The organism is Ornithinibacter aureus, from assembly GCF_009858245.1.
Classification (GTDB): Bacteria; Actinomycetota; Actinomycetes; order Actinomycetales; family Dermatophilaceae; genus Fodinibacter; species Fodinibacter aureus.
Genome location: NZ_VMSB01000001.1, coordinates 2,858,764 through 2,875,076, shown reverse-complemented (window position 1 = coordinate 2,875,076; position 16,313 = coordinate 2,858,764). Strand labels below are relative to the sequence as shown.

Genomic DNA, 16,313 nt, shown 5'->3' with positions numbered 1-16,313 from the left:
CGATCCAATGACCCTTGTCCTCCGAGAGGTACACACCGTGAAGATTCAGCGTTTCGGCGTCTCCGCCGCATTCGTCCTGGCCGGGGCACTTGCCCTGTCCGCCTGTGGCGGCCAGCAGGCCGAGAGCGGCAGCGGCTCCACCGGCACCGACGGGGCAGCCGCGCTCAGCGGCTCGATCGCCTCTGACGGCTCCAGCACCGTTGGTCCACTCACCTCGGCCGCGGCCGAGCTGTTCATGACCGAGAACACCGGCGTGCAGATCACCGTCGGCACCTCCGGCACCGGCGGTGGCTTCAAGAAGTTCTGTGAGGGCCAGACCCAGCTCTCCAACGCCTCGCGGCCGATCAAGGACGAGGAGAAGGCGGCCTGCGCCGCGAACGGCATCGAGTACCAGGAGGTCATCGTCGCCAACGACGCGCTGACCGTGGTCGTGAACAAGGAGAACGACTTCATCACGTGCCTCACCACCAAGGAGCTGGCCACTCTCTGGGGCCCGGAGGCCACCGGCAAGATCACGACCTGGAACCAGGTCAACCCCGCCTTCCCCGCCGAGAAGATCAAGCTCTACGGCCCCGGCACCGACTCGGGCACCTTCGACTACTTCACCGATGAGATCAGCGGCGAAGAAGGCGCCTCGCGCACCGACTTCGAGCCGTCCGAGGACGACAACGTCATCGTGCAGGGTGTCTCCGGCGACAAGAACGCGCTCGGCTACTTCGGGTTCACCTACTTCGAGGAGAACGCCGACAAGCTCAAGGCCGTCGAGATCGACAACGGCGCCGGCTGCGTCGCGCCGAGCTCAGACACCGCCCGCGACGGCTCCTACGCCCCGCTGGCCCGCCCGCTGTTCGTCTACGTCGACAAGAAGGCCTTCACGTCGAACGCCGCGCTCAAGGGGTTCATGAACTTCTTCGTCGAGAACGAGAGCACGATCGCCGAGGCGGCTCAGTACATCCCGCTGAGCGACGAGCAGAAGAAGACCGCCCAGGACGAGCTCGCCGCCCTCGGCTGAGCACGAACCGACCCACCGCAGGAGTCCTTCCTCGTGTCAACCATCAGCGCCGGCGCGGGCCCCTCGACCAGGTCGAGGGGCCCGCGCCCGTCCCCGCAACCGCCGACGTCACTCCGTTCAACGCGTCCCCGACGGCTCGAGAAGGCCGGCATGGGCTTCCTCGTGGTTGCCGCCGGCGTCTCGATCCTCACCACGATCGGCATCGTCGTATCGCTGCTGTTGCCGGCAATCCAGTTCTTCCGTGAGGTCAGCATCACCGAGTTCCTCACCGGCACCTCGTGGACGCCGCGATTCCAGGACCCGACCTTCGGCGTCCTGCCCCTGATCACCGGCACGATGTGGACGACGGCCATCGCGTTGAGCGTCTCGATCCCCATCGGCCTAGGGGCGGCGATCTACCTCTCGGAGTACGCCTCGACGCGAACGCGAAAGTTCTTCAAGCCGACCCTTGAGCTGCTCGCCGGCGTGCCCTCGGTGGTGTACGGCCTTTTTGCCGTCACGTTCGTCGGGCCCGTCGTGCTCAAGGAGTGGCTCGGCATCGAGGTCGCCACGTTCTCCGTTCTGGCGGCCGGCCTGGTCCTTGGCGTGATGATCATCCCCACGGTGGCTTCACTCGCCGAGGATGCCATGTCCGCCGTTCCGCGCGCCCTGCGTGAGGCGTCATACGGCCTCGGCGCAAACCGCATGCGCACCGTGCTGCGCGTGGTCTTCCCAGCGGCGGTATCCGGTATCGCCGCAGCAATCGTGCTCGGCCTCAGCCGCGCAGTGGGCGAGACGATGATCGTCGCCATGGCCGCGGGGAGCCAAGCGAAGATGGTCACCGACCCGCTCGAGGGCGGGCAGACCATGACCGGGTTCATCGCTTCGGCGGCGCTCGGCGACAGCGTCCAAGGCTCGCTGCAGTACAACACCCTCTTCGCCGTGGGCCTCACTCTCTTCGTGTTGACGCTCATCATCAACATCATCAGCATCCGCCTCGTCAACCGCTTCCGGGAGATCTACTGATGGCCGCCATCACCGCCGAGCCGACCGCTGTCACCAGGCCTCTCACAGCGGCATCCCACGGAGAGCGAAACCCCCAGTCGCTGATCTTCCTGATCTTGCTGTGGGCCAGCCTTGCCTTCGGCATCCTCGTGCTTGTCGTCCTCCTCGTGAACACGGTCCTCGAGGGCAGGTCCCGCATAGACGCGGCGCTGTTCACGAACTACACCTCGCAGATCGACCCTGCCACCGCCGGGGCGCGGGCGGCGATCCTCGGAACTGCCTGGGTCATCGGGACCACCGCTCTGCTGGCCATCCCCATTGGCGTTGCGGCAGCGGCATACCTCGAGGAGTTCGCCTCCAAGACCAGCCGATTCGCGCGTCTCGTCGAACTCAACGTGCAGAACCTCGCGGCCGTCCCGGCGATCATCTACGGCATGCTCGCTGCCGCCGCGGCTGTCGCGGTGGGAATCCCGCGCAACACCGTCATCGCGGGCGGCCTCGCCCTCGCCCTGCTGATCCTGCCAGTGGTGATCGTCGCCACTCGTGAAGCACTGCGCGCTGTCCCTCAGGAGATTCGACAGGGCTCGCTCGCGCTCGGGGCGAGCCCCATGCAGACCCTCACCCGGCAGACCCTGCCCGCTGCGGTGCCCGGCATTGCGACCGGCACGATCTTGGCTCTGTCCAGGGCGATGGGCGAGGCAGCCCCGCTGCTCCTGCTCGGTGGCCTCGTGTTCGTCAAGTTCGACCCGAACGGCCTCCTCAGCGGTTTCACGACGATGCCGATCCAGATCTTCGACTGGGCAGGACGATCGCAGGTCGCCTTCCAGGAACTCGCGGCTGCAGCGAGCATTCTGCTCCTCGTCCTGGTCATCGCCATGAACGGGCTGGCCATCATCATCCGCAACAAGTTCACGACCGGCCGATGAACGATCCAACCGCCGCGCCGGCATCCGACCCGACCGTGACCCGCCCACCCGCGACCCCCCAGCCCGACGACACCTCAGGAGAGTCCACCGTGGACACTACTTCGACCATCACGATCCCCCGGATGGACCCCATCGACGCCGGCCGCATCACGGCATCAGAGGCCCCGCGCGCGGTCATCACCACCACCGACGTCAGCTGCTACTACGGCAGCTTCCGGGCGGTCAACGAAGTGACGATGGACATCGGCCTCCACGAGATCACCGCGCTCATCGGCCCGTCCGGCTGCGGCAAGTCCACCGTGCTGCGCGCGCTCAACCGGATGAACGACCTCATCCCGGGCACCCGCGTCACGGGCACGATCGCCTACCACGGCATGGACATCTACGGGAAGGACGTCGACCCGATCGAGGTCCGCCGTCGCATCGGGATGGTGTTCCAGAAGCCGAACCCGTTCCCGAAGTCGATCTACGACAACGTCGCCTACGGCCCCAAGGTCACCGGCATGAAGGTGTCCAACATGGACGACGTCGTCGAGGAGAGCCTGCGCGGCGCGGCCCTCTGGGACGAGGTCAAGGACAAGCTCAAGCAGTCGGCCTACGGCCTGTCCGGTGGCCAGCAGCAGCGCCTGTGCATCGCCCGCACCATCGCGGTCAAGCCCGAGGTGATCCTCATGGACGAGCCCTGCTCGGCCCTGGACCCGATCGCGACCTCGCGCATCGAGGACCTCATGATGGAGCTCAAGGAGGACTACACGATCGTCATCGTGACGCACAACATGCAGCAGGCGGCCCGGGTCGCCGACCGCACGGCGTTCTTCACGGCCGAGGCCGCAGAGGGCCACGGTGACCGCACCGGCCACCTCGTGGAGTTCGACGAGACGACGAAGATCTTCAGCAACCCGGCCGACTCGCGCACCGAGGACTACATCTCCGGCCGCTTCGGCTGACCCGTCCCGGCCGCATCACCAGCGGGCCGAGGTGATGTCGCTCGCGGATCCGGGCGACATCACCTCGACTGCGCGGGCACCGGGGGCTTGACGGCGCGGATGATCGCCCCGTGGATGCCGTCCGCCACCTCGTGCGTGAACGTCACCTCCGCCTCCACGAAGCCCGCTGCGGCCAGGCCGTCGAGGTACTCCCGACGCGACATCGCCCCGGCGATGCAGCCGGCGAAGGAGCCCCGTTCGGCACGCTCGGCGGCGCTGAGCCGGTCCTCGGCGACGACGTCGGAGAGGCCGATGCGCCCTCCCGGCCGCAGCACCCGGTGCATCTCCGACATCACGGGGCGCATCGGTCGACAGGTTGAGCACGCAGTTGGAGATGACGACGTCGACCTCGCCGTCGGGCAGGGGCAGGTCCTCGATGAAGCCCTTCCTGAACTCGACGTTCTCGACACCCGCCGTGCCCGCGTTCTCCCAGGCCAGGCGCAGCATCTCGTCGGTCATGTCGACGCCGTAGACGAAACCGTCATCGCCGACCCGCCGCGCCGCGAGCAGCACGTCGATCCCGCCGCCGCTGCCCAGGTCGAGGACCCGCTCCCCCTCGCGCAGCTCGGCCAGCAGGATCGGGTTTCCGCACCCGAGGCTGGCCCCCACCGCGGCCACCGGCAGGTCGACCAGCTCTGCCGAGGAGTACAGCGAGGCGCCGAAGGTCGGCCCCGGGGCGGCCTCGGCCCCACAGCAGGTGCCCGAGCCGGCAGCCTGGCCCGGGGTCGGCCCGCAGCACGTCGCCCCACCCGTTGCGGGGACCGCCTCCTCGGCAGTAACGAGCTGGGAGGCAACCCGTGCGTAGTGGGAGCGGACCTCGTCGCGGAGGTCTTCGCGCACTGTTCGTTCGGCCATGCCTCCAGCGTCCCCCCGCGCCCCCCGGCTGTCTATATCGATGATTGTCGATATCTCGTGGCGTTGCTCACACGCGGCGTCCGGCCGGACGCCGACCGGCGTATACGTGGGGTGTGAGGGTCCCGACGAGCATCGCGAACCGCCCACGGACCGAGCCGGTCCTGTGGCTGGGCCTCGCGCTCGCAGCGGTTGCCTGGGGGGTGCTGTGGTGGGCGAACGAGCGGTTCTGGACCTGGCTGCTCGGTGACCTCGGCGGTCTCGACCTCGGCACCCGGCTCGGCGGCGGCATCCACTTCTTCCTCTACGACACCGTGAAGATCTTCCTGCTTCTGGCCGGCCTGATGTTCGTCGTCGGGATGCTGCGCGCCAGCCTTGACCTCGAGCGGGCGCGCGACTACCTGGCGGGCAAGGGCCTGTTCACCGGGCTCGTCCTCGCGGTCGTGCTCGGCGCCGTCACGCCGTTCTGCTCGTGCAGCTCGATCCCGCTGTTCATCGGGTTCGTCGCCGCCGGCATCCCCCTCTCGATCACCCTGACCTTCCTCATCGCGTCCCCGCTCGTGAGCGAAGTCGCCGCGATCATGATCGGCGACCAGTTCGGCTGGGGCATCGCGGCCGCGTACGTCGCGGCCGGGTCCGCGATCGCCCTGGCGATCGGCTGGGTCTTCTCCAGGTTCGACCTCGACCGGTGGGTCGAGGACATGGTCTTCGCGACGCGGATCACCCGGCTGCGGGCGCAGGGACGCGTCCCCACCCTCGCCGAACGGGTCGACGCGGCCGTCGGGGAGTCGCGTGACGTCATCACCTCCGTGTGGGTCTGGGTCGTCGTCGGTGTCGCGATCGGTGCCGCCATCCACGGCTGGGTGCCCGAGGACTTCTTCGCCACGTACGCCGGCGCCGACAACCCCTTGGGCGTGATCGTCGCCGCACTCGCCGGTGTCCCCCTGTACGTCAACGGCGCCGGGGTCGTGCCGATCGCCGAGGCGCTGTGGTCCAAGGGCATGCCGCTCGGCACCGTCATGGCCATCACGATGAGTGCGATCGCCCTGTCGATCCCGCAGGCCGTCATGCTGCGCCGGGTGCTCCGGCCGCCGCTGCTGGCAGCCTTCTTCGGCGCGGTGGCGGTCGGCATCATCGTCATCGGCTACCTGTTCAACGCCCTCTTCCCGTGACGTACCCCACCCGACCCAGAGAGGAATGCCGCGATGATCATCAAGGTCCTCGGCCCCGGCTGCCACAACTGCCACACCCTCGAGAAGAACGTCCGGGCGGCCCTGGCCGGTCTCGGCATCGAGGCGCCCATCGAGTCGGTCACCGACTACGGCGAGATCGCCGGCTACGGCGTGCTGCGCACCCGGGGCTCGTCGTCGACGAGGAGGTCGTCGTGTCGGGGCGCGTGCCGAAGCCCGATGAGATCGCCGGACTGCTCTCCTCCCGCGCCTGACGGCGCAGGGCCCGACGGCGCAGGCATCGCGGCCCACCCGGCCCCCGGCCCCCCGGTCCTCAGGTGACCAGGGTGAGCAGCTCGTAGGCGACCACCGCGGCGAGGCCTGCGCCCGGGAAGGTCAGCACCCAGGCGATGACGATCGACCGCGCCACCCCCCATCGCACCGACTTGGCCGACCGGGTCGCGCCGACGCCCACGATCGCCGAGGAGATCGCGTGCGTCGTCGAGATCGGGGCACCGGTGGCGGTCGCGACGTAGAGCACCGTCGCCGCCGTCGCCTCGGCCGCGAACCCCTGCGGCGGCGTCAGGTCGATGATGCGGCTGCCGAGGGTGCGGATGATCCGCCACCCCCCGGCGTACGTCCCGAGGGCGAGCACGACGGCCGACGAGGCGATGACCCACCACGGGATCGACAGGTCGTCCGGTGACCGGTGCCCGCTCGCCACGAGGGTGAGGGCCACGACACCGGCGGTCTTCGCGGCATCCTGCATGCCGTGGCCGAAGGCCATGGCGGCCGCCGACACCGTCTGGGCATAGCGGAAGCCGCGCGCCGTGGGCCCGGGGGCCGACCGACGGAACAGCCACAGGATCGCGGTCATGACGGCGAACCCGCCGAGGAGGCCGAGCACCGGCGAGAGCAGCATCGGCACCAGAACGTTGTCCAGGATGCTCTGCCACTTCACCGTGGCGCCGGCCGCACCGGCCGCGAGCGCCGCGCCGCCCAACCCGCCGATGAGCGCGTGCGACGAGGAGGACGGCATCCCTCGCCACCAGGTGAGCATGTTCCAGCAGATCGCCCCCACGAGGGCAGCGGCACACACGGCCACGCCGGCGCCCCCCATGGGCACCGAGATGATGTCCGCGCCGATGGTCTGCGCCACCCGGACCCCGGCGAACCCGCCGAGCAGGTTCATGGTCGCTGCCAGCCCGAGCGCGATCTTCGGGGTCAGGGCCCGCGTCGACACCGAGGTCGCGATGGCGTTCGCGGCGTCGTGGAAACCGTTCGTGTACGTGAAGCCCATCGCCAGGGCGACGACGAGCGCCACGGGGACCCAGTCCACGGGCCTCAGGACTCCCGGACGGCGATCGCCTCGACCTTGAGCGCGACCGCCTCGAAGCCGTTGGCCGCCGCCTCGAGGGCGTCGATGATGTCCTTGTGCTTCATCACGGTGATGGGGTCTGCGCCGGGAGTGTTGAACAGCTCGGCGAGCATGCGGCGGTAGGCCTTGTTTGCGCGGTTCTCGAGCCGGTCGACCTCGACCCAGTAGGCCGTGAGCCCCTTCATCGAGCGCAGCCGGGTCATGGCGTCGGCGGTGATCTCAGCCATCCGCGAGATGACCTCGACCTGCTTGGCCACCCGTGGCAGCACCTCGTCGACCCGGTACAGCACGATGAGGTCGACGGCGGCCTCCATCAACCCCACGCAGGTGTGCAGGGCGACGGCGAGCGCGTGCATGTCGGTGCGGTCGAACGGGGTCACGAACGACCCGTTGACCTTGCGGACGATCTCGTGCGTGGACTCCCCCGAGGCCGCCTCGATCTCGTGCATGCGCTTCAGGGTCAGCTCGCGCTCCTCCGCCGATGCCCCGAGCAGCGCCGTCAGCTCACCCGCACCCTCGACGAGGTGCCGCGCGGCAGCGGCGTAGAGCTCGAAGAAGTGCGGGTCCTGCGGGGTGAGGCGGATGCCCAAGATGGTCTCCGGGGAAGGGGCCGATCAGTCAGCGACAGCGTAGGACGTCTCTGCGGATGCCGGGTAGCCGGGGACCGCTCGGGCCTCCCGTCGCGCTCGCGCCGGGCCCTGGTGCGCTCGTGACACGCACAGGAGGCGGCATTCTGCGCCCTCTGCATGTCACGAGGGCGGATGCCACCAAGGAGTGCGGGTGCCGGACCGGGAGCGCCTCACGGCGCGTGGCCGCTCGTAGCGGCTGATGTTGGGACCCGGGGCTGCCGCGGTCCGGCACCCACGGGAGACACTAACGCCTCATCGCCGTCCAGGTGTTCCCGACGTCATCACTTCGTTGAAGGTCGCCCGCTCACGAGCACCCGCGACCCCACGACATCACGACCTCAGTGGAGGTCGCCGGCCCGCCAGAGCCGGGCGCAGGCCCGCAGGTCCTCCCCGGTGGTGAGCATCGCCAGGGCCGTGCGGGTGAGGTCGCTCGCGCCCTCGGGGTCGACGTTGTCGCGGTCGTGCGCGAGCTCGGCACGGCCCGCCGCGACGACGGAGCAGAACGCCGAGGCCCGCTCCAGGGCGACGGCCAGGTCGCCGTCGAACACCCCGGTGAGGATCTGGTCGGCGACCCGCTGGAGCTCCTCGGGGCGCGGGGGCTCGGCGATGCCGGCGACGGCGTGGGCGACGTCGGTGAACCGGATGCCAGCGGCATACTCGCGGCTGGCCTGCTCGGGGCTGCGCTGCACCCACTCGCGCAGCGCGTACAGGCGCCACAACGTGCCGGGCAGCGAGCGCGCGGGTCGCCCGCTCCACAGGTCGGCGACGATCGACAGCCCGAGGTCGTCGACGAGGGTGACCAGCCGCCCGGTCACCTCGGGGTCGTAGGTGGCGCGGCCGGCACCGACGAGGATCGCCGCGCTCTGGTGCGCGATCTCGGTGACCTCGGCCGGCCCGGGCAGGGTGCCGCCGACCGACTCCATCGCGTCGGGGCCCAGTGGCTGGGGCCGGCGCGGGAGGGGTCGTCCGCCATCGGTGCTCACCGCCTCATCATCCCAGCACCGGGGCAGATCTCAGGTCGGCTGATCACTGGGGCCCCGGATGCCGGGTCGCGGGCTAGGTTTGCCGGGTCACGACCGTGCGCCACGGCATCCGTCGTGGTGGCGGTGGCCGTCAGCGTGAGGAGCACGACGACATGGAGCGGCAGCGATTGACGTTCACCCTGCGCGGTGCCGTCGCGGAGTTCCAGCGTGACCACGCGACCGACCTTTCCGCGGCGCTGACGTACTACTCGGTGCTGTCGGTCTTTCCCGCGATCCTGGCCCTGGTGTCGCTGCTCGGGGTGTTCGGTCGGGGCGAGGAGACCACCCAGGCGATGCTCGACATCCTGCGCGAGCTGGGGCAGTCGGACATCGCCGCCCAGCTCGAGGAGCCGATCGCCGCGATGGTCGGTGCGCAGCGGGCGGGCACTGCGCTCATCATCGGTCTGGCCGGTGCGCTCTGGGGCGCGTCGGGGTACGTCGGGGCGTTCGGGCGGGCCCTGAACCGCATCTACGACGTCGAGGAGGGGCGCCCGGTCTGGAAGCTGCGCCCCCTCGTGCTGCTCGTGACGATGGGGATGGTGGTCATGGCAGCGGTCGTGCTCGTCGGCGTCGTCGTGAGCGGCCCCCTCGCCCAGGCCATCGGTGACGTCGTCGGCCTGGGCGATCAGAGCGTCTTGGTGTGGAACCTCGCGAAGTGGCCGTTCCTGCTCGGCATCGTCATGGCGATGGTCGCGGTGCTCTACTACGCGACGCCCAACGTCAAGCAGCCGAGGTTCCGGTTCGTGACGGTGGGGTCCGCGACGGCGATCGGCATCTGGGTGGTCGCCTCACTGGGGTTCGGGTTCTACGTCACGAACTTCGCCCGCTACAACACGCTCTACGGCTCGATCGGCAGCCTCATCGTGTTCCTGCTGTGGCTGTGGCTGACCAACGTCGCGCTGCTCTTCGGCGCCGAGGTCGACACCGAGCGCGAGCGGGTACGGCAGCTGCGGGCCGGCATCGAGGCCGAGGAGAGCCTTCAGCTGCGGCCGCGCGACGACTCCGGGCTGGTCACGGCGGAGAGCAAGTGGGAGGAACGCGTGGAGCAGGGGCGGGCGCTGCGGCTGGAGGCGGAGCGGGCGGAGGGCGCGACGGATGCCGCGTCGCCGGGGGATGCCGCGTCGCCGGGTGGAGCGGGTGGTCGCGTCGACACCGGCTCGGTCTTCGAGCTCGAGCCGCTGCCCTCGCAGTCGCGCAGGCGCTGAACGGGTTACTGTGGGCGGATGCCGTTGGGTGCAGGGGGCAGGCGACGCAACGCACCACCAGGTTCTGAGCACGGGGCGGCCGGATCGGGGTCTTGGGTGGCCTACGCTGAAATGATGATTGCGACGACCCACCGGTGAACCGGTTCCACGAGGGATTCGTCCTCGGCGACCGCTACACACTGACGGGCCGGATCGCGTCCGGGGGGATGGGCGACGTCTGGGAGGCCAGCGACAGCGTGCTCGAGCGTCAGGTGGCCGTGAAGATCCTGCGGCCGAGCCTGGAGGATGAAGAGGTCTTCGCGCGCCGCTTCCGCGCCGAGGCGCTGCACACCGCGAACCTCGCCCACGTCAACGTCGCGATGGTCTTCGACTACGGCGAGGAGGACGACCTCGCCTACCTCGTCATGGAGCTCGTGCCCGGAGAGGCCCTGTCGGACCTCGTGCGACGCGAGGGCGCCCTTCCGCCCGACCGGGTACGCGCGATCCTGGCGCAGGCGGCCCTGGCCCTCGGGGCGGCCCACGAGGCCGGCGTCGTCCACCGGGACGTCAAGCCCGCGAACATCCTCGTCATGCCCGACGGCACCGTGAAGCTCACGGACTTCGGCATCGCCCGGGCCGTCGACGGGTCGGGGCACACCCAGACCGGCGAGGTGCTCGGCACCCCGCACTACCTCTCCCCCGAGCAGGCCCTCGGCGAGGCGGCAACCGGAGCGTCCGACCTGTACGCCCTCGGGATCGTGGGCCACGAGCTGCTCACCGGACAGCGGACCTTCGACAAGGGGACGCCGGTCGCCACGGCACTCGCCCAGGTCAACGACCCGCCCCCGCCGCTGCCGACGCACGTTCCCCCGGGCCTGCGGTCGCTCATCGAACAGTGCCTCGAGAAGAAGCCGTCCGACCGGCCGGCGAGCGCCCGTGAGCTCGGTGAGCGTCTCGGGCTGCCCGAGGCGGACCTGCCCGTTGCCACCGAGGACGCTGCGCAGGTCGTCGGTACCGCCGCGGCGCAGGAGCAGAGCGCCGACGAGCACTCGGCCAGCGAGCACTCGGCCGGGGAGCCGTCACCCGACGACCCGACCTTTACCCCGCGGCACTGGTCCGGCGGCGACCCCACCCCCACCCCGTCGAGCCTGCCGCCCGTGCCGAAGGGCCACGTCCACTGGGCCTGGGTGCCCGGGTTCAGCGTCGCCCTGCTCGCCGTCCTGGCCGCGTTCTACCTGTTCACGCGCTGAACCGTGGACGCCCGGTCCCGGGCCGGGCGGCGTGATCCGGGCCCGGCTACGCCATACTGTGCGCGGACGCGTGCGGCCCCGAACCCCGGATGCCGTGGCGCACGGTGCGTGGATGCCGTCTCGTCCTCCGGGCCTCTAGCTCAATGGTCAGAGCTGCGGACTTTTAATCCGTAGGTTGTGGGTTCGAGTCCCACGGGGCCCACTTCACGCACAAGGCTCGAACCCTTGCCAACGGCAAACGTTGGTCGAGGTTCGGGCCTTGTGTGCGTCTGCGGCCCAGGTCAGAGCGTTGGCGTTGACCTGCGGATCGAGCAGCATCTCGAAGGGTCGATTGTGCTCGACCCGCAGCTCGTTGTCCTCGTCGATGAAGACCTTGGTGAAGAACGCCTGGTTGCACAGCCGTCGGTTGGTGTCGTCGCAGCGGGTGTAGATGTCGGCACAGTTGGCAAGCAGTCCGAGCGCGTCGTCGAGGTGGGCGCGGGCGTCGGCGTAGTCGCCGAAGTGGGCGTCGATGCGACGGGTCACCTGGTCGAGCTCAGCGACGATGCGGTCCTGCTCGCGCTTGAGCACGGAGAGCGGGATCGCGTCTGCGTAGTGCGCCTGCATGAGGCGGTCCTGCTCGCTTTCGAGCCGGTCGCGGTTGGTGGTGAGGCGTTCCAGTTCCTCGGTTTCGGCGGCCATGAGCCGGTCGAACTCGTGGTGGAGCATCCCCGCGAGCGCGTCCTGCTGGGCGGGCGTGATCTGGACGCGGGTGTAGTAATCCTCGACGAGCTTTTCGACGTCCTCTATGAGCATCGCCTGGCGCGTGCAGTCGGTGCGCTTGGAGTGCCGACCGGAGCACACGAAGTAGCAGTACACGTTCCCGTGACGGTTCTTCGCGTTGGACACGATGAGCCGGGAGCCGCACTGGCCGCAGTGGATGGTGCCTTTGAGGTAGTGGCCGTGGACTTGGGTTGCCTCGACGGCGCACTGGTGCGCGGTGAGCACGGACTGGACCTGATACCAGACCTCGGCAGGCACGAGCGCTGGGTGGTTGCCCTTGTAGCGGGTGCCTGGGACTGCTGCACGGATAGGTGACAGGTTGGGTCACGCGGCCTGGGTGGCCGGTGTGGTCATGATGGTCTCGTACTCGATGGGGGTCAACTTGCCGAGGCGGGCTTGGCGTCGTCGGCGGTGGTAGGTCCGTTCGGTCCAGGTGACGATGGCCAGCTTCAGCTGGTCGCGGGTGTCCCAGGTGTGGCGGTCCAGGACGTTCTTCTGCAGCAGGGCGAACCAGCTCTCCATGGCGGCGTTGTCCGCGCTCGAGCCGACCTGGCCCATGGATCCGAGCAGGTCGTGCCGGGACAGGGCGCGCAGGTATTTGCGGGACCGGAATTGGGACCCTCTGTCGCTGTGGACGATGCACCCGGCCACGTCGACGCCCGCTCGGGCGCGGGTGTCCACGGCGTGTTCCAACGCCTGCACGGCCAGGCGGGCCTTCATCCGCGAGCTGATGGAGTACCCGACGAGCCGGTTGGACCACACGTCCTTGACGGCGCACAGGTACACCTTGCCCTCACGGGTGCGGTGCTCCGTGATGTCGGTCAGCCACAGCTGGTTCGGGCCGGTCGCGGTGAAGTCACGCTGGACGCGGTCATCGTGCGCCGGCGGGCCGGCCCGGCCCTTCTTCGAGCGCTTCTTCCCGAACACGCTCCACCACGCGTTGCCCGAGCAGATCGCCCACGCGGTGCGGTCGCACATGTCCTGCCCGGCGTCGCGGGCCTCGTCCGCGAGCAGCCGGTACCCGAACTCCGGGTCATCACGGTGCGCGTCGAACAACGCGTTCGCGCGGTGCGCCGCGACCCAGTCGGCGTCGGTCACCGGGTTGGCCAGCCACCGGTAGTACGGCGCTCTGGCAAGGTTCAGCACCCGGCACGTCACCGTCACAGGAACCCTGATCCGGGCATCCTGGGCGGCCAGCTCACGGACGAGCGGGTACATCATTTTCCCGGCAGGTTCGCCTGCGAGAGGTACGCCGCTGCGCGGCGTAGCACCTCGTTCTCTTGCTCGAGCAACCGGATCCGACGACGAGCGTCACGCAGCTCACCAGAGTCGCTCACGGCCGTGGCGGGTTTGTTCCCGTCCTGCCGGTCAGCGATGGCGAGCCAGTTAGTCAGGCAGGATTCCGAGATCCCGAAATCGGTCGCGATCTCCTTCAACGTCGTCCCTGCCTCACGAGCGCGAGCCACCTCGATCACGTTCTGTCGGAACTCCTTGGGGTACGGCTTGGGCATGGTGCACATCCTCTCCCGTGGCACCCCACGGCACCACAGAGTCGTTGTCACCTATCCGTGCAGCAGTCCCCGACTCGGTGCGGTAGTCGCTGGGAGTGAAACCAAGCACGCTTCGGAAGTCGCCGGTGAGGTGGGCGTGGTCGGTGTAGCCGAGGTCAACAGCGATCGCCGCAAGGGAAACGTCGGGTCGCTCGCGCACCTGGCGAGCAGCGTCCTGCAGTCGGCGACGTCGGATAATCGCGGCCGGAGGTAGACCGATGTACCGGTGTGTCATGCGTTGCAGCGTGCGCAGCGACACCGCAAGCCGCACGGCCGCCTCGGTGGGAGTGTTCGCGCCGCCCTCGCCGATAAGCACTTCCAGCATCGTGTTCGCGCGCCGAGCATCGGAAGGGACATCGAACGTGCGGGCGCTGAGCCATCGTGCTAAAGAGTCGACGGCCTTCTCATGTCGCTCCCTTGCACCACCCATCACCGCGACAACCTGCGCGTGAAGAGCGGGAGCGTCCACAGGTTGCTCGGTATCGACAAGCGAACTCGGATTCACGGTCAACGTACGCACGACAGCGGGTCGCAGAAGCGCACCCACTGCCCAGCCGCTACCGCGCAGCATCCTTTCGGTCATCCGCGTCGTTGCACCCACAAGCGATACCCCGTGCGGCTCAACGACGAGGTTCAGCGCGGGATAGCTGACGACGGTCTGGCGCGAAACGACGCCCGGTTCGAGGTCCCACTCCGGAATCCAAAACCACTGAACCAACTCCTCCACCGATTGCGGGGGCGCGAATCGGTGGAATGCCGGCAGCCGCGACGGAAATAGCACCCCTCGCGACCGGTCGAACATAGTTCTAAGGTAGACGACCGGACAGGGTGGCGGGGAGGCCCCGGTGTTTGACAGAGCGTACGAGTGTCGGGCTGGACGTGCACGCCCGTTCGATCGCGGCGCACGGGATGGACGAGCTGACGGGTGAGGTGTCACCGCCCGGCTGTGTCCCGGCGTGCAGGTGCGGGATTGGCTGGCGGGGCTGCCCGGCCCGGTGGCGGTGTTGTACGAGGCCGGACCTACCGGGTTCGGCCTGGCTTGGGAGCTGCGTGGGGCTGATATCCGGTGTGAGGTCGCGGCACCGGCGAAGTTGCAGCGTCCTTCGGGGACAGGGCCAAGACCGATGCCCGGGACGCCGAGCTTCTGTGCCGACTGCTGCGGTTGGGCGAGTTCACAGCGGTCACGGTGCCCGACGCCGCGGCAGAGTCGGCCCGGAACCTGGTCAGGTGCCGGGAGGACTGCCGGACCGATCTGATACGGGCCCGGCACCGCCTGTCGAAGCTGCTGCTGCGCCATCGGGCCGTGTGCTGCGACGGGAACGCCTGGACCGGCCGCCACCTGGGGGCCCTGACATGGCCGGCGCGGCAGCGGTTCGACTGATGCGAACCTGCACTGACCGTCGAGGAGCACTTGGATCAGGTGCTGGCCACCTCCGCCCGCCGGGATCGGCTCGACGCCCGGATCGAACAGCTGGCCGCCGACTCGGGATGGACCCCGATGGTGCACAGGCTGGGTTGCCTGCGCGGGATCTCCACCCTGACCGGGTTCGCGCTCGCGGTCGAGATCGGCGACGGGGCCCGATTTGACGGCACCAGCATCGGCGCCTACCTCGGACTGATCCTTCGGGGCACTCGGGTGCCAGCAAAGTCCGCGCAAGATCACCCGTACCGGAAACGGCCACGTCCGCCGGCTCCTGGTCGAAGCCTCCCTGCACCACATGCACCTCCGCCGACAACAAGCTGTTGATCACGGTGCCGAACAGGTGACGCATCAGGTCCGGGGACGCGTCGGCCAGCGCCTGGCCCAAGACGCCGGCAGGGTTCGACAATGCGAGGTGCGCCGTCATCGCGATGCTCCGTTCGAGAGGTGCTGTGAGAGGTGAACTCGAAGGATCACGCGGTGACTTTAGTCGTCTACGACGAGCCGGCCAGCGGCGCTACACCACCATCAGGGACGCAACTGGTGGCGCGCATCTCCAAGCGGCCGGCGCAGTCACGCCCGTACGGTGGCCGGATGACACAGAAAGAGACACCATGCCGGGGAGTCACCGGCTCATTCACAACCGAGGGTCGGCCTCACAGCATGACCTCAATTACCCCGTTCCTAGCGCTGACGGATGCAGCTGGCGCGATCGAGTTCTACCGCGACGTCTTCGGCGCACGCGTCATCGACGTCACCGAGATGGACGGCCAATTGGTTCACGCCGACCTCGACTTCGAACTCGGCCAACTTCAACTAGGTGTTCCCAGCCCGGACTATCGGCTTGTGCCACCTCCGGAAGACGACAAGGCCTGCTACTCCCTCGGACTATATGTCCCTGACGTCGATGCCGTCGTCGCGCGCGCGGTCGCGGCCGGAGCAACGGTACGCGAAGAAATCTCCACCTTCGTGTCGGGCGACCGCTACGCCAGCATCCGCGACCCATTCGGAGTACGCTGGTCGGTTATGAGCCGTGTTGAGGACCTATCCGAAGATGAGAGTTCCCGCCGGGTCGCAGAGTGGGCAGCGTCGTACTCCTCCGAGCGCCAAGAGTGAGCAGCGGCGAGCAGGCCCGGATCTTGCTTGAGATCACTCGAACGGTCGGCCTGCGCAAAGTACTCCGCACACG

At 68.9% G+C, this 16,313-nt stretch carries 16 protein-coding genes, 1 tRNA gene and 1 pseudogene; 11 read left to right on the top strand and 7 right to left on the bottom strand.

All coding sequences use genetic code 11. From position 1 onward, the window contains the following. The first annotated feature begins 37 nt into the window (after positions 1-37). The 4 genes from C8E84_RS13670 (at position 38) to pstB (ending at position 3,869) form a co-directional block, all read left to right on the top strand. Entirely contained in the window at positions 38-1,012 is a 975-nt protein-coding gene (locus C8E84_RS13670) for a PstS family phosphate ABC transporter substrate-binding protein (RefSeq protein WP_246196946.1), read from the top strand. A gap of 150 nt (positions 1,013-1,162) precedes the next feature. Beyond that, positions 1,163-2,017, top strand: coding sequence for a phosphate ABC transporter permease subunit PstC (pstC, locus tag C8E84_RS13665; RefSeq protein WP_159902934.1), 855 nt, complete (start codon positions 1,163-1,165; stop codon positions 2,015-2,017). Beyond that, a complete protein-coding gene (pstA, locus tag C8E84_RS13660) occupies positions 2,017-2,922 on the top strand; it encodes a phosphate ABC transporter permease PstA (protein ID WP_159902932.1) in 906 nt (301 codons plus the stop codon). Before pstC ends, pstA begins: the two co-directional genes overlap by 1 nt. A gap of 122 nt (positions 2,923-3,044) precedes the next feature. Then, the gene (gene pstB / locus C8E84_RS13655) at positions 3,045-3,869 is read left to right on the top strand and encodes a phosphate ABC transporter ATP-binding protein PstB (RefSeq protein ID WP_159904936.1); all 825 of its coding nucleotides are present in this window, start codon (positions 3,045-3,047) and stop codon (positions 3,867-3,869) included. Positions 3,870-3,884: 15 nt separating this feature from the next. Here the strand turns inward: pstB and C8E84_RS13650 are convergent, their stop codons facing one another. Continuing rightward, positions 3,885-4,763: a methyltransferase domain-containing protein gene (locus tag C8E84_RS13650; RefSeq protein ID WP_246196945.1), complete on the bottom strand. Its 879-nt coding sequence runs from the start codon at positions 4,761-4,763 to the stop codon at positions 3,885-3,887. A 113-nt stretch (positions 4,764-4,876) separates the two neighbouring features. Between C8E84_RS13650 and C8E84_RS13645 the strand changes: the two genes are divergently transcribed. Both C8E84_RS13645 and C8E84_RS13640 read left to right on the top strand, forming a co-directional pair. Further along, positions 4,877-5,932 (top strand): permease, encoded by a 1,056-nt coding sequence (locus C8E84_RS13645; protein WP_159902930.1) that lies wholly within the window; start codon positions 4,877-4,879, stop codon positions 5,930-5,932. A gap of 33 nt (positions 5,933-5,965) precedes the next feature. Continuing rightward, positions 5,966-6,271 carry a thioredoxin family protein gene (locus C8E84_RS13640; RefSeq protein WP_246196944.1) on the top strand — a complete coding sequence of 102 codons (306 nt, stop codon included), beginning with the start codon at positions 5,966-5,968 and terminating at the stop codon, positions 6,269-6,271. Here the strand turns inward: C8E84_RS13640 and C8E84_RS13635 are convergent. The 3 genes from C8E84_RS13635 to C8E84_RS13625 all read right to left on the bottom strand — a co-directional run bounded on the left by C8E84_RS13635 (position 6,264) and on the right by C8E84_RS13625 (position 8,859). Further along, positions 6,264-7,268, bottom strand: a complete 1,005-nt coding sequence (locus C8E84_RS13635; protein WP_211675572.1) for an inorganic phosphate transporter — start codon at positions 7,266-7,268, stop codon at positions 6,264-6,266. The two genes, C8E84_RS13640 and C8E84_RS13635, sit on opposite strands and share 8 nt — an antisense overlap. 5 nt (positions 7,269-7,273) lie before the next feature. Continuing rightward, entirely contained in the window at positions 7,274-7,897 is a 624-nt protein-coding gene (locus C8E84_RS13630) for a DUF47 domain-containing protein (protein ID WP_159902928.1), read from the bottom strand. 377 nt (positions 7,898-8,274) lie between these two features. Beyond that, positions 8,275-8,859, bottom strand: coding sequence for a hypothetical protein (locus C8E84_RS13625; protein ID WP_159904932.1), 585 nt, complete (start codon positions 8,857-8,859; stop codon positions 8,275-8,277). 155 nt (positions 8,860-9,014) lie between these two features. On the opposite strand from C8E84_RS13625, the gene C8E84_RS13620 reads away from it, so the two are divergent. The 3 genes from C8E84_RS13620 to C8E84_RS13610 all read left to right on the top strand — a co-directional run bounded on the left by C8E84_RS13620 (position 9,015) and on the right by C8E84_RS13610 (position 11,594). Then, positions 9,015-10,163 carry a YihY/virulence factor BrkB family protein gene (locus C8E84_RS13620; RefSeq protein WP_159902926.1) on the top strand — a complete coding sequence of 383 codons (1,149 nt, stop codon included), beginning with the start codon at positions 9,015-9,017 and terminating at the stop codon, positions 10,161-10,163. 134 nt (positions 10,164-10,297) lie between these two features. Then, positions 10,298-11,392, top strand: coding sequence for a serine/threonine-protein kinase (locus C8E84_RS13615; protein ID WP_246196943.1), 1,095 nt, complete (start codon positions 10,298-10,300; stop codon positions 11,390-11,392). Between the two features lie 129 nt (positions 11,393-11,521). Then, positions 11,522-11,594, top strand: a tRNA-Lys gene (locus C8E84_RS13610). A 2-nt stretch (positions 11,595-11,596) separates the two neighbouring features. Here C8E84_RS13610 and C8E84_RS13605 read toward each other — a convergent pair. From C8E84_RS13605 to C8E84_RS13595, 3 genes are all read right to left on the bottom strand, one after another. Beyond that, positions 11,597-12,412, bottom strand: a complete 816-nt coding sequence (locus C8E84_RS13605; RefSeq protein WP_159902924.1) for a recombinase zinc ribbon domain-containing protein — start codon at positions 12,410-12,412, stop codon at positions 11,597-11,599. 66 nt (positions 12,413-12,478) lie between these two features. Further along, positions 12,479-13,665 (bottom strand): IS3 family transposase gene (locus tag C8E84_RS13600; protein ID WP_159902922.1). Its coding sequence is split into 2 segments (ribosomal slippage): positions 12,479-13,378 and positions 13,381-13,665, totalling 1,185 coding nucleotides; the frame shifts between segments, so codons are not numbered across the junction. Then, positions 13,604-14,506 (bottom strand): AraC family transcriptional regulator, encoded by a 903-nt coding sequence (locus C8E84_RS13595; RefSeq protein ID WP_159902920.1) that lies wholly within the window; start codon positions 14,504-14,506, stop codon positions 13,604-13,606. The genes C8E84_RS13600 and C8E84_RS13595 overlap by 62 nt, the downstream gene beginning before the upstream one ends. 309 nt (positions 14,507-14,815) lie before the next feature. On the opposite strand from C8E84_RS13595, the pseudogene C8E84_RS18575 reads away from it, so the two are divergent. Beyond that, a pseudogene (locus C8E84_RS18575) lies at positions 14,816-15,085 on the top strand (IS110 family transposase); the annotation flags it as partial. A 633-nt stretch (positions 15,086-15,718) separates the two neighbouring features. Continuing rightward, on the top strand, positions 15,719-16,240 hold the full coding sequence (locus C8E84_RS13585) for a VOC family protein (protein ID WP_159904928.1): 522 nt from the start codon (positions 15,719-15,721) through the stop codon (positions 16,238-16,240). Positions 16,241-16,313 lie beyond the last annotated feature (73 nt).